Source organism: Rhizobium sp. B21/90, from assembly GCF_019355815.1.
Taxonomy (GTDB): Bacteria; Pseudomonadota; Alphaproteobacteria; order Rhizobiales; family Rhizobiaceae; genus Rhizobium; species Rhizobium rhododendri.
Genome location: NZ_CP072162.1, coordinates 3,315,751 through 3,328,995 on the forward strand (window position 1 = coordinate 3,315,751; position 13,245 = coordinate 3,328,995).

A 13,245-nucleotide genomic window follows, 5' to 3' on the forward strand; every position below is an offset into this window, starting at 1 on the left:
GGAAACATTTCCCGGTCGTTCTAATTGCTGTTGATGGAATGCTTTATCAGGCCGCGCGGTGGTAGCCGCGTTCGTTTTCGGCCTCGATCTTGAACTGCTGGATGAGGTGCATCAGCGAGTCCGCCTCGGTCGCCAGTTCGCGGCTGGCTGCCGATGTTTCCTCGACCATGGCCGCGTTCTGCTGGGTCATCTGGTCCATCTGGTTGACCGTCGAATTGACTGACTGCAGGGCATTCGACTGGTCGTGGCTGGCACGGGCGATCATCTCGACGTGCTGGCTTATGGTGACGATCTGGCTGCTGATCTGCGACAGGACGGTCCCGGTCTGCTGTACGAACTGCGAACCGGCGGTGACCTCGCGGGTCGACTTGTTGATCAGCGTCTTGATCTCCTGTGCGGCTGCGGCGGAACGCTGAGCCAACTCGCGAACCTCCATGGCGACGACTGCGAAGCCCTTGCCAGCCTCTCCGGCGCGGGCCGCTTCGATGCCTGCATTGAGAGCGAGGAGGTTAGTCTGGAAGGCGATCTCGTCGATGACGCCGATGATCTTGCCGATTTCGGTGGAGGCATCCTCGATGCGCAACATCGCGTCGATGGCATTGTTGACGACGACGGAGCTATCGTCGGCACTGCGCTTAGCCTCGCGCACGATGACATCGGCGTCCTTGGCACGGTCGGCAGATGAGCGCACGGTGACCGTGATCTCCTCGACGGCCGCTGCCGTTTCCTCGAGCGAGGCCGCCTGCTGCTCGGTGCGCTTCGACAGGTCCTCGGCGGAGGCCGCCATCTGGTTGCCGTTGTTCTGGATCAGTTCGACATTGTCGCGGACCTGGCTGAGGGTCTGCTGCAGGCGAAGCATCGATGCATTGAAGTCGCGGCGCAGCTGTTCGAGGCGACCGATGAACGGCGTTTCGATGGTGGTGGAGATATCCCCCTGGGCCAGGCGATCGAGGCCACCCGCGAGGGCGTTGACCGCGAAGTCGATCTGGCGGTCGAGCTCGCGCTTTTCGGCGTCGTTGCGCTGCCGCTCGTGTTCGGCAGCAGCACGTTCTTCGTCGCTCTGCTCCTCGATGCGGATCTTGGCGATGGCATTTTCCTTGAAGATGCCAAGAGCACGGGCGATGTCGCCGATTTCATCATGCCGCTGTTCGCCCGAGATGGCGGTTTCAAGCCGGCCATCGGCGATGCGGCGCATGGCGGCGGTGATCTGGCCGATCGGCCGCTGCAGCGTCAGCACCAGCGCGATGCCGCCGGCAATCGACAGGATGATGCCGAGGACCGTTGCAAGCACCGAGATGGAGTTTGCCTGCTCTCGTTCGGCGCCGGCGCTCTGCTTCTGCGTCTGGGCGAATGTAGTCAGCTTGCCCCAGATCTGGTCGAGCTGCTGTCGGGCATTGGCATATTCCGCGATACGCTGGTCGATGATGTCGACCAGCTTGCCGCCATCGCTGTCCATGGAGGTCAGAACCGGCACGATCGCCGTGTCGAGGTCTGCGGCAAAGTCCATGCCCTTGGCGCTCTGGTCGAGCGTGTTCATGTCCGTGCCGAGCTTGGCGATTTCCTGGCGGAGACGAACGAGGTTGTCCTTGCTGGTGTTGGCGAGGAATTCGCCGAGCACGAGCTGCAGCGAATAGATCGATGCTTCGAGGCGACGAATGTCTTCGAGAACGGAATTGGTCTGGACGATGCGGGTGTCGATCTCGACAAAGGTTGTGGTGGCCTTGCGCATCATCTGGGTTGCGGCAAGCTGCGTGTAGGTCGACATCTGGCGGAAGCGGGAAAGCAGCCGGCCGACATCGGTCACGGTCTGATCCGTGGCAGCAGCGGCGTCGACACCATTGACCAGGGTCGTCAGGTCCTTGATCGTGCCTGCGAGCGACGTCACCATGCTCTTCTGGTTCTGCGGGATGGCGAGTTCAATCGAGCGCTGCGCCTTGGCGATATCCGGCAAGCGATCCTTGACTATCTTCAATTTGTCGGCCGGCGTGGCGCCTTTCCCGAAATCATCGGTTACGCTTGCCAGGGCGTCTCCGCCTTTGAGCAGGCGGTCTGCGGACCGAAGCGTCGCGGTGGCATCGGCCTCGTCGCTGCGCATCGCGTCCTGCAACTGCTGTGCCTGGAAATTGACATTGAAGCGGGTGCCGATCAGCACGCGCTGCGCATCGTCTATCGACTTGCGGAAATTGAGTTCCTGATCATGCAGGGTCCAGAGGCTGCCGACGACATTGCTGATATCGGCCGTTCTGGTCGTCGCATCGGCAAGTTCATCATGGCCCTGTGCGCTCACGCCGACCTGGTCGAGCGTCGCTGCGAGCACTGCCTGCTGCGACTTGACGTCGGCATACAGTTTGTCGCGCGCTTGCTCGTTGGTGATGCGCAGGAAGTCGTCCATGGAAGCGTAGAGGTTCTTGAAGCCCGTCAGCGACTGCAGCACGCTGTTGGAAATCTCCATGCGTCCCTGCAACAGTCCTGAGGCGTAGAGACCGGTCAAGCCAACGGCCGAGATGCTGATCACGAATGGCAATACGAAGAGTAGGACTTTGGTCTTGATCTTGAAACGCGACAGAACTTTATCAATCAACATTCGGGCCTTGCCTTCCATACACAACCGCTCCGTCGGCGCGGCGGCGCTGACTGGGTGTATCCCCTGAATTTTTGGATCACAGGCGGGGTCCCGCGTGGTGGCAGGAGGCAATCATTGCGTCGTTTCTGCTTGCCGGAGAAACGCCCCTTATCTAAGGCGAATACTGCCGAAAACCCGTTAATATTCGGATAAAGAAGGTTAGTACGCTAAGTTTGAAAGAAACTCTTTTGACCGCGGGAGATGCGAAGGTCAGAGCAGGGCACAGCTGGAGAACGCGGTGTCGCACGGACGACGACGTCCCTAGTGAAGCCCGTTAGATGGCGCGAGAGACCATGTAGGCGATACAGGCTGCCGTCGCACCGGTCGCGAGCATCGCGAAGCGGACAGCGAACAGCTTGGCACTGTCCCGGGTTTCAGCGATTGCAATTGCGCGAGCGCGACGCGATGTCTTGTTCATGAGCACGTATCCCATTTCGACACTGACACGATAACCGCTGATGCGGCCAGCCTGCAACCACTAATATTGGGCAGACCTTCAACAGCGATAAAGTACATCATGGAGCACGGCTGTTAACAAGTCTTGAATGTGCTTCGCAGCTAATTAAGCTTACGCCGCTTCGCCAGCCACGTGGCCCGAGGCCCAGGCCCACTGGAAATTGTAGCCGCCGAGCCAGCCGGTAACATCGACGCATTCGCCGATGAAGAACAGTCCCGGCACATCCTTTGCCTGCATGGTGCGCGAATCGAGCGCCTTGGTATCGACGCCGCCAAGTGTCACCTCTGCCGTGCGGTATCCTTCCGAGCCGGCGGGCTTGATCTTCCAGTCCTGGACTGCTGCGGCCAGTCGCTGCAACTGCTTGTCGGGCTGGTCGGCGAGATTACCGGTGAAACCCTCCGCTTCGGCAACGTATTGCGCCAGGCGCTTCGGCAGGAATTCGGCGAGTGCTGTCTGCGCCGCGATGCGCCCGTTTGCCTGTCTCGCAGCCTTCAGCTTTGCAAGCACGTCGATCTCGGGCTCGATAACCAGTGTGATTTCCTCGCCCTCGCGCCAGTAGGAAGAGGCCTGGAGTACAGCCGGGCCACTGAGGCCGCGGTGCGTGAACAGCAGCGCCTCGCGAAAGCCGGTCTTGCCGCAGCGGATCTCGGCAGGCGCTGCGATACCGGAAAGAGGTGCCAGGCGCTCCAGAAGCGACGGATCGAGCGTCAGCGGCACCAGACCGGGGCGTGTCTCGATCAGCGGCAGCCCGAATTGCTCGGCGATCCTGTAGGCAAAGCCGGTCGCTCCCATTTTGGGGATAGACTTGCCGCCGGTGGCAATGACCAGCGACGCTGCTTCTATCGTGTCTTCGTCGGTCGAGACGACAAAACCACCGCCCGAAGGTGCGACATCCGATACGGTCGTCTTAAGCTTCAGCATGACATCCGCGTCGCGCATCTCCTCCATCAGCATCCGGACGATATCCTTGGCGCTGTCGTCGCAAAACAGCTGGCCGAGCGTCTTTTCGTGCCAGGCGATGCGATGGCGATCGACCATGGCGACAAAATCCTGCGGCGTGAAACGCGCCAGGGCGGACTTGGCGAAATGCGGGTTGGCAGAGAGGAAGTTCTTCGGCGTCGTGTGGATATTGGTGAAATTACAACGCCCGCCCCCGGAGATTCGGATTTTCTCGCCGGGTGCAGCGGCATGGTCGAGCACAATCACCGAGCGTCCACGCTGGCCGGCGCGGATGGCGCACATCATGCCGGCAGCGCCTGCGCCGATAATGACGACATCACATTTGCGATCCACGCTAAATTCCTTCTCGCATGCCACCTTGAGGCTTTGGAGCCGGCCTCCGACTTGTCATTTGCGGAAAACACGGCAGGTTGTCACTCGCCAATTAGCAAACTGCCGTTATGATGTCGCCCTAGATCAATGCGAACCCGGTGTTTCATGCCATCCAAAAAGAGCCTGCTTAAACCCGCCAAGCCCGTATCCAAATCGAAGAGCGTTCCGCCGAGCTTGCGGTCGGCTCGTGGAGTGTCCGACTGGAAGGAAGCGGTCCAATGGCTGAGGGTGCGCGGCATCGAGGATATCGAATGCATCACCCCTGACCTTGCCGGCGTGCCGCGCGGCAAGATGATGCCGGCATCGAAGTTCACGTCGAATACCTCGCTGGCCCTGCCCTCGGCCATCTACCGCCACACGATCTCGGGCGAATATCCGGAGGAGACCGAGAGCTTTCGCTATGAGCCGCGCGATAGCGACCTCAAGCTCGTACCTGACCTTTCGACGCTGTCAGTGGTTCCGTGGGAAAGCGACCCGACGGCCCAGGTGATCTGCGACATCGTCGACTCCGACGGCCAGCAGGTGTCCTATACGCCGCGTAACCTTTTGAAGCGGGTGATGGCGCTCTACCAGGCGCGTGGCTGGAAAGCGGTGGTGGCGCCCGAAATCGAGTTCTACCTCGTGGCCAAGAACGACGACCCCGACTATCCGCTGCATCCACCAAAGGGCCGTTCCGGACGGACGATCCTCGCCGGCCAGGGATATTCGATCGCCGGCATCAACGAATTCGACGAGTTAATCGACGATATCTACCACTTCTCCGAAAAGCAGGGCCTCGAGATCGACACGCTGATCCACGAGGAAGGTCCGGCGCAGCTGGAAATCAACCTTCGTCATGGCGACCCGATCGAACTCGCCGACCAGGTCTTCATGTTCAAGCGGACGATCCGCGAAGCGGCGCTGAAGCACAATATCTACGCCACCTTCATGGCCAAGCCGATGCAGGCGCAGCCGGGCTCGGCGATGCATATCCACCAGTCGATCGTCAACATCGAGACCGGCCGCAACGTCTTCTCCAACGAAGACGGCTCGCCATCGCAGGCGTTCTTCCACTTCATCGGCGGCATGCAGAAATACGTGCCGAGCGCGCTGTCGATGCTGGCGCCCTACGTCAATTCCTATCGCCGGCTGATGCCGAACATGTCCTGCCCGGTGAACAACGCCTGGGGCTACGATAACCGCACCACCGCCTTCCGAGTTCCTGTCTCGGACCCGCAGGCCCGTCGCGTCGAGAACCGGCTTCCAAGTTCCGATGCCAATCCCTATCTGGCGCTGGCGGCATCGCTCGCCTCCGGCCTGCTCGGGATCACCCGCGAGATCGAACCGACGGCACCGACCGAGGATTCGGCCAACGAGGGATCGATCGACCTTCCGCGCGGCCTGCTGGAGGCCATTGCCCTTCTGGAAGGCGAACCGGCATTCGAGGAAGTGTTCGGCCGCGAGTTCATCGGGCTCTACGCGGGCGTCAAGCGCGGCGAATTCGAGACCTTCATGCAGGTGATCAGCCCGTGGGAGCGTGAGTTCCTGCTGCTCAACGTTTAAGACGAGACACTGCTGATGGCATTATCCGATACGTGGCAAAGCCCCATCGCCCCCGGCCTTTCCTGGTACCAGGCGACATCCGGCGAAAGGCCGACCTATCCTGCCCTGGACGGTTCGCGCACGGCCGACGTCGCCATCGTCGGCGGCGGTTATACCGGGCTGCAGGCCGCCTATAATCTTGCCAAGGCGGGCGTCGACGTCGTGCTGATCGAGGCAGAGCGGTTTGGCGATGGCGCTTCGGGGCGTAACGGCGGCCAGCTTGGCACGGGCCAGCGCTGGTGGCCGGAAGAGCTGGAGGAGACGCTCGGCTACGAGCGCTCCAAGGCGCTGTTCGATCTTGCCGAGCGCGCCAAGCACAACCTTCTCGATTTCGCCAAGGAAAACGGGATCGACATCGACTACATGCCGGGCCAGATGAATGTTGCCCATAAGAAGGGGTATCGGCAGGCCTATATCGAGAATGCCGAGATCGCCGCCACGCGCTACGATTATCCGCACATGACGTTCATGGACCAGGCGGAAACGCAGGAGAGGCTCGGATCGACGCGCTATTTCTGTGGCGTGCGCGATACAGGCACCGGCCATATCCACCCGTTGAAGCTGCTGATCGGGCTTGCCCGCGTGGCGCAGGCCGCAGGTGCCTCGATCTTCGAGATGACCAAGGCCACCGCCATTCGCCAATCCGGCGGCAAGACCATGATCGACACGCCATCCGGAACGATAACAGCCGGCCGTGTGCTCATCGCCTGCAATGGCTATATCGGCAATCTGGAACCGGTGACCTCTGGCCACGTCATGCCGCTGCGTTCGTTCATCGGGACCACCGTGCCGCTCGACAAGTTTCCCGGCATCATCCCCGGCGGGGAAGCCGTGGCCGATTCGCGATTCGTTGTGCGCTATTTCCGCAAGTCGAAGGACGGCCGGCTGCTGTTTGGCGGCCGCGAGGCCTATACGGCCGACAATCCGCGCGACATCAAGCAACACATCGTCCGGCAGATCTCGGAGATCTATCCGGAACTCAAGGACATCGAGATCAGCCATGCGTGGGGCGGATCGGTCGGCATCACCATGACGCGGCAACCTTTCGTTCGCGAGGTCATGCCCGGCGTCACCTCGATCGGCGGCTATTCAGGCCATGGCGTGATGCTGGCGAATTACTGCGGCAAGCTCTATGCCGACATGGTGCTTGGCGGCTCGACCGACCTCGATCTATTCCGGTCGCTCGACATCCCTGCCTTCCCCGGCGGCGGGCGCTTCCGGGCGCCGCTTCTGTTCCTCGCACTGACGTGGTTTGCGCTGCGCGACAGGTTTTGACCTTTTGACGTTGCGCCGATCACAATTCGTTTTACAAGCAGAGTAGAGATTCCTTGCAACGCACACTGGCCTTTTTAAATCGATTAGATTAAAAAGGCGCCACCCCAGTCTGATTGAGAGATACCTCATGAGCAGCCAAATCATCCCCGTCGATCCCTTTGACTATGTCGTATTCGGTGGCAGTGGCGATCTTGCCGAGCGCAAGCTTTTGCCCGCCCTGTATCATCGGCAGATCGAAGGCCAGTTCACCGAGCCGACCCGCATCATCGGCGCATCCCGCAGCGCACTTTCCGATGAGGAATACCGGAACTTCGCGAAGGCTGCTCTCAAGGAGCATCTGAAGAAGGGCGAGTACAAAGAGGAAGAAGTCGCAAAATTCCTCGCACGCCTGTTCTACATTCCGGTCGATGCCAAGTCCGATGCCGGCTGGGACAAGCTAAAGAAGCTGCTCGACGACGGCAAGGATCGCGTCCGCGCCTTCTACCTGGCCGTTGCACCGGGCATTTTCGGCGACATCTCGGAAAAGATCCGCGATCACAAGCTGATCACCAAATCGACGCGCATCGTCGTCGAGAAGCCGATCGGCCGCGACCTGGCCTCGGCACTCGAACTGAACGACACGATCGGCAAGGTGTTCAAGGAAGAACAGATCTTCCGCATCGATCACTATCTCGGCAAGGAAACCGTGCAGAACCTGATGGCGCTGCGGTTTGCCAACGCGCTCTATGAGCCGCTCTGGAACGCCAACCACATCGACCACGTGCAGATCACGGTCGCCGAGTCGGTCGGCCTCGAAGGTCGTGCCGGCTACTACGACACCGCCGGCGCCCTGCGCGACATGGTGCAGAACCACATCATGCAGCTCGTCTGCCTGGTGGCGATGGAAATTCCGTCGTCGATGGACCAGGAAGCGGTGCGCGACGAAAAGCTCAAGGTGCTGCGCGCCCTGAAGCCGATCGACGCCTCCAATGTCGAGCACGCGACCGTGCGCGGACAGTACCGCGCCGGCGCTTCGGCTGGTGGCCCGGTCAAGGGCTACCTTGACGAGCTGGAAGGCGGCGTTTCCAACACCGAGACCTTTGTCGCCATCAAGGCCGAGATCGGCAACTGGCGCTGGGCCGGCGTTCCCTTCTACATCCGCACCGGCAAGCGTCTTGCCGGCCGCATGTCGGAAATCATCATCACCTTCAAGTCTTTGCCGCACGTTATCTTCGACGCCGCTGCCGGCCGCGTTCAGCAGAACCAGCTGATCATCCGCCTGCAGCCGGACGAAGGTGTCAAGCAGTCGCTGATGATCAAGGATCCGGGCCCGGGCGGCATGCGCCTGCGCAACGTTTCGCTCGACATGAGCTTTGCCAACGCGTTCCATGTCCGCAGCGCCGATGCCTACGAGCGCCTGCTGATGGACGTTATCCGCAACAACCAGACGCTGTTCATGCGCCGCGACGAAGTCGAAGCCGCATGGAAGTGGGTCGATCCTATCCTCAAGGGCTGGGAAACCACCGGGCAGCAGGTTCAGGGCTACACATCCGGCACCTGGGGACCAAGCCAATCGATCGCGCTGATCGAGCGCGATGGACGCACCTGGCACGACGAAATCTGAGGCAACTGCGATGACAGCAAACATGCATGCTTTTGAAAGCGGCGCGGCGCTCGCCACCGGTCTGGCGGACAAGGTTGCCGAAACTCTTTCGGCTGCCGTTGCCGCACGGGGCACGGCCAGCATTGCGGTCTCCGGCGGCTCTACGCCGAAGGCGTTTTTCGAAGCGCTGTCATCGCGCGCCATCGACTGGAGCAAGGTGACGATTACGCTGGTCGACGAGCGCTTCGTGCCCGCCGACAATCCACGCTCGAACCATCTTCTGGTCAAGCAGCACCTTCTGAAGAATAACGCAGCGGCAGCCAAATTCCTGCCGCTGTACCAGCCGGCGGCGGATGCCGAAAAATCCGCCGTCATTGCGACGGCCGAGACCAGGGGCATCGACGATCCGTTTGATATCGCCATCCTCGGCATGGGCGGCGATGGCCATACGGCATCGTTCTTTCCCGGCGGTAGCAATCTTGCCAAGGCGCTTGATCCGCAGACACCACGCGGCATCATCACCATGGAAGCTGAAGGCGCTGGCGAACCTCGCCTAACCTTCACCTTTGCCAGCCTTCAGGATGCTCGCCTCCTCGTGCTGCATATCGAAGGGCAGAGCAAGAAAGACGTTCTCGCCAAGGCAGAAGCTGCCGGCGAAGAGACCGAGATGCCGATCCGCGCCATCATGCGCCGGGCCGCCTCGCCGGTCGAAATCTATTGGGCTCCCTGACCGGAGCCCGAAGGCCGCGTCCGCGCCGCCACAAAAACACGGCAACCGATTGAAGACAGGGGTTCCTCATGTCCGCTGACGCACGCATATCCGCGATCACCGCCCGCATCGTCGAACGCTCCAAAGCGTCGCGCGAACGCTATCTCGGTCGTCTGAGAGAGGTAGGCAGCAAAGGCGCTCAGCGCAGCACGCTCGGCTGCGCCAACCTTGCCCATGGCTTCGCCGTCTGTTCCCCCTCCGAGAAGGATGCCCTGGCCGCAGACCAGGTTGCCAATCTCGGGATCATCACCTCCTATAACGACATGCTGTCGGCCCATCAGCCCTTCGAGCGCTACCCAGACATCATCAGGGCCGCAGCCACCGAGGCCGGCGGCATTGCGCAGGTCGCAGGCGGCGTTCCCGCCATGTGCGATGGCGTGACGCAGGGACAGCCGGGCATGGAACTGTCGCTTTTTTCGCGCGACCTGATCGCCATGTCGGCGGCCGTCGGCCTATCGCACAACATGTTCGACGCGGCGCTCTATCTCGGCGTCTGCGACAAGATCGTGCCGGGCCTATTCATTGCCGCCATGAGCTTCGGCCATCTGCCGGCGATCTTCGTTCCCGCCGGGCCTATGACATCAGGTCTTGCGAACGACGAGAAATCACGTGTCCGCCAGCTGTTCGCCGAAGGCAAGGTCGGCAGGGCGGAACTGCTGGAAGCAGAGTCCAAATCCTATCATGGGCCAGGTACCTGCACCTTTTACGGCACGGCCAACTCGAACCAGATGCTGATGGAGATCATGGGCCTGCACATGCCCGGCGCCTCCTTCGTCAATCCCGGCACACCCCTGCGCGAGGCGCTCACCCGCGAAGCGACGAAGCGGGCGCTGGCGATCACCGCGCTCGGCAACGAATACACACCAGCCGGCGAGATGATCGACGAGCGCTCGATCGTCAACGGCGTCGTCGGCCTGCACGCAACCGGCGGCTCGACCAACCACACCATGCATCTGGTTGCAATGGCACGTGCGGCCGGTATCATGCTGACCTGGCAGGATATATCAGAGCTCTCCGACGCCGTGCCGCTGCTCGCCCGCGTCTATCCGAACGGCCAGGCCGACGTGAACCATTTTCACGCCGCCGGCGGCATGGGATTCCTCATCAAGCAGCTCCTGAAGCACGGCCTCGTCCATGACGACGTCAGGACCGTGTTCGGCCATGGGCTGGAGGCTTACACCGTCGACGCCCTGCTTGGCGAAAACGGCACGGTCACCCGCCAGCCGTCAGCCGAGAAGAGTGCCGATCCGAAGGTGCTCGCCAGCATCGAAATGCCGTTCCAGGGCAATGGCGGACTGAAGATGCTGCGCGGCAATCTCGGCAAGGCGGTCATCAAGATTTCCGCCGTCAAGCTGGAGCGCCACGTCATCGAAGCGCCGGCAGTCATCTTTCACGACCAGAAGGAGCTGCAGGAAGCCTTCAAGGAAGGCAAGCTCAACCGCGACTTCGTCGCCGTGGTGCGCTTCCAGGGTCCGAAGGCCAACGGCATGCCGGAGTTGCACAAGCTGACGCCGGCACTCGGCGTGCTGCAGGATCGCGGCTTCCGGGTGGCACTGTTGACCGACGGGCGCATGTCCGGCGCGTCCGGCAAGATCCCGGCAGCGATCCACGTGACGCCGGAAGCCGTCGACGGCGGCCCGATCGCCCGCATCCAGGAAGGCGACATGATCCGCATCGACGCTATCGCCGGTACGCTCGAACTGATGGTCGATGCCGCCGACCTTGCGGAACGCACACCAGTCATGATCGACTTGTCGGACAACGAATACGGCATGGGCCGCGAATTGTTCGCCCCCTTCCGCCGCGCCGCCGGCCCGGCCGACCAGGGCGCGGGTGTGTTTTCCTGAGGCAAGGCGCGGCCAGCCAGCTCGGGCTGGCCGGTAGCGGCTTCGCATTTCGGTATGATCGCCTGAAGCTTGCTGCGGCACACCCGGGTCTTTGCGACCTAAACTGCCGTACCAGGTCACGGCATCCTCGGCCGCCAGTCGTTGGGACATGCACCCTCAGGCGCGTTTTGCCTGCATTTCGACAGGCGAGGTCATAGCGGCCTCACAACGATCGCGAACTCTCTCCTGCCTGAGCTTCGATGCGCTCTCGCCGATCGCGCTATCCTGTGTAACCCTTGAGGGAATCGCGATAAATCTCATTCTATCGGTTTGAAATGACAACCCAAATTTTTACCAAGATACGGACGGTGAAGAGGTCCTGTACCGTCAACATACAACCCAACTTATCCGCACTTCGCCATCGACTAAAATATATCACTGAATAAACAGTGAGATAACCCGGTTATGTCGGCAATTTCTGGTAGCATGCCTTTCATTCAGCGTGTAGTGGTGACCCGAAACCCAGTTTGGCTCTAGCGGAAAAGCGAAAAACCAATGGTCTCAAAGACAACTTTACCGGATATCGCCGAGACAACTTCACCGAAGACAATCTCACCGACAATGTCGAGCCGGATCAAGATTGCCCGGGTCTGCTGCATCCTGGCGGTGATCTACATGCATATCCCGCCCTATCTGATCGACCCTCCGACCACCGCGTTTTCAAGCTCCGGCATCATCTGGATGATACGCGAGATCATCGGCCGATCGAGCGTACCCCTGCTCAGCATCGTTTCCGGCTATCTGCTGGTCATCCTCGCCGGCTCTAAATCCTGGAGCGATCAGGTGGGCCGGAAGATCCTGACCGTCGTCGTTCCCCTCGCCCTGTGGAGCGCGGTGATCATTGCCAAGGATGCTGTGCTGGACGGGCCGGCTACCCTTCCCGAGGTCAGCGCCATCCCCCAGCATCTCTTCGGCATTTCGGGCTACCCTCGCAACGGGCCGCTCTATTTCCTGCGCGACGTCTTCGTCTGCGTTCTTTGGACGCCGGTCCTGCTCTATGCGCTTGAAAGAAAACCCTGGGTATTGTTCGCACTGCTGATTGCCAACAGTATTTTCAATCTAGACGGCGTAATATTCACCAACAGCGCGATCGTGCTGTTCTTTGCGATCGGTCTCGCCTTTGCCAAAGGAATGGCGTCGCCTGATATCATAGATCGTCACAGCCGCATTCTCGCACCTCTGTCGTTTGCGATCCTGCTGGCGATCGGCTGCCTGCCATTCTATGCGAATTACGACTGGATCGGCGACCACGAGCACGACTGGGCGCTTCGCGTTTTGCAGCTCGTTGACCGGTTCGCCGGCGCCATCCTCTTCTGGTGGGCAACGAAGGCACTGCTGCGCTTCCCCCGGCTGGTTGCCTTCACGGTCGCATTCGAGCCGGTGATCTTCTTTGCCTTTTGCGGCCATACCCTAATCGCCGGTGCCATCTGGATGTGCTTCGAGACCCTCGGGTTTCGCATCGGCGGCACAGCGCACATGCTGTTCTTCGCGACAGCACCGTTCGTCGGGTTGGCTGCCTCAGTCTGCGCCACCTTCGTGCTGAGCCTCGTCGCACCCGGCTTCCTGGCCCTGCTTCTCGGCGGCAGAAGCCCGAGCCTGCCGCAGTTCCGGAATATGCTGGCCCTCGGCCGACGGGCGCCGGCGCAGTGGAACTGATGGCGACGACGTCGGACCAGCCGCTCGAGGGATTTATGCGAGAGTATGTGAACGACCCTTTCGGCAATCGGATAGAGTTGATGC

The 13,245-nt window shown here is 61.0% G+C and carries 9 protein-coding genes; 6 read left to right on the top strand and 3 right to left on the bottom strand.

From position 1 onward, the window contains the following. Window positions 1-46: 46 nt before the first annotated feature. The 3 genes from J5278_RS16070 to J5278_RS16080 all read right to left on the bottom strand — a co-directional run bounded on the left by J5278_RS16070 (window position 47) and on the right by J5278_RS16080 (window position 4,325). Window positions 47-2,584, bottom strand: coding sequence for a methyl-accepting chemotaxis protein (locus J5278_RS16070; protein WP_209182873.1), 2,538 nt, complete (start codon window positions 2,582-2,584; stop codon window positions 47-49). Between the two features lie 313 nt (window positions 2,585-2,897). Beyond that, on the bottom strand, window positions 2,898-3,041 hold the full coding sequence (locus tag J5278_RS16075; RefSeq protein ID WP_209182872.1) for a hypothetical protein: 144 nt from the start codon (window positions 3,039-3,041) through the stop codon (window positions 2,898-2,900). Between the two features lie 150 nt (window positions 3,042-3,191). Beyond that, on the bottom strand, window positions 3,192-4,325 hold the full coding sequence (locus J5278_RS16080) for an NAD(P)/FAD-dependent oxidoreductase (protein WP_247749001.1): 1,134 nt from the start codon (window positions 4,323-4,325) through the stop codon (window positions 3,192-3,194). A gap of 192 nt (window positions 4,326-4,517) precedes the next feature. Here J5278_RS16080 and J5278_RS16085 point away from each other — a divergent pair, with 192 nt between their 5' ends. The 6 genes from J5278_RS16085 to J5278_RS16110 all read left to right on the top strand — a co-directional run bounded on the left by J5278_RS16085 (window position 4,518) and on the right by J5278_RS16110 (window position 13,161). Next, window positions 4,518-5,954 (top strand): glutamine synthetase family protein, encoded by a 1,437-nt coding sequence (locus J5278_RS16085; protein ID WP_209182870.1) that lies wholly within the window; start codon window positions 4,518-4,520, stop codon window positions 5,952-5,954. Window positions 5,955-5,969: 15 nt separating this feature from the next. Then, entirely contained in the window at window positions 5,970-7,268 is a 1,299-nt protein-coding gene (locus tag J5278_RS16090) for an FAD-binding oxidoreductase (protein WP_209182869.1), read from the top strand. A 127-nt stretch (window positions 7,269-7,395) separates the two neighbouring features. Further along, the gene (gene zwf / locus J5278_RS16095; protein ID WP_142824043.1) at window positions 7,396-8,871 is read left to right on the top strand and encodes a glucose-6-phosphate dehydrogenase; all 1,476 of its coding nucleotides are present in this window, start codon (window positions 7,396-7,398) and stop codon (window positions 8,869-8,871) included. Between the two features lie 10 nt (window positions 8,872-8,881). Continuing rightward, window positions 8,882-9,580, top strand: coding sequence for a 6-phosphogluconolactonase (gene pgl, locus J5278_RS16100; RefSeq protein WP_209182868.1), 699 nt, complete (start codon window positions 8,882-8,884; stop codon window positions 9,578-9,580). Window positions 9,581-9,648: 68 nt separating this feature from the next. After that, window positions 9,649-11,466 (top strand): phosphogluconate dehydratase, encoded by a 1,818-nt coding sequence (gene edd / locus J5278_RS16105; protein WP_209182867.1) that lies wholly within the window; start codon window positions 9,649-9,651, stop codon window positions 11,464-11,466. A gap of 534 nt (window positions 11,467-12,000) precedes the next feature. Beyond that, window positions 12,001-13,161 (top strand): acyltransferase, encoded by a 1,161-nt coding sequence (locus tag J5278_RS16110; protein WP_209182866.1) that lies wholly within the window; start codon window positions 12,001-12,003, stop codon window positions 13,159-13,161. The last annotated feature ends 84 nt before the right edge of the window (window positions 13,162-13,245 follow it).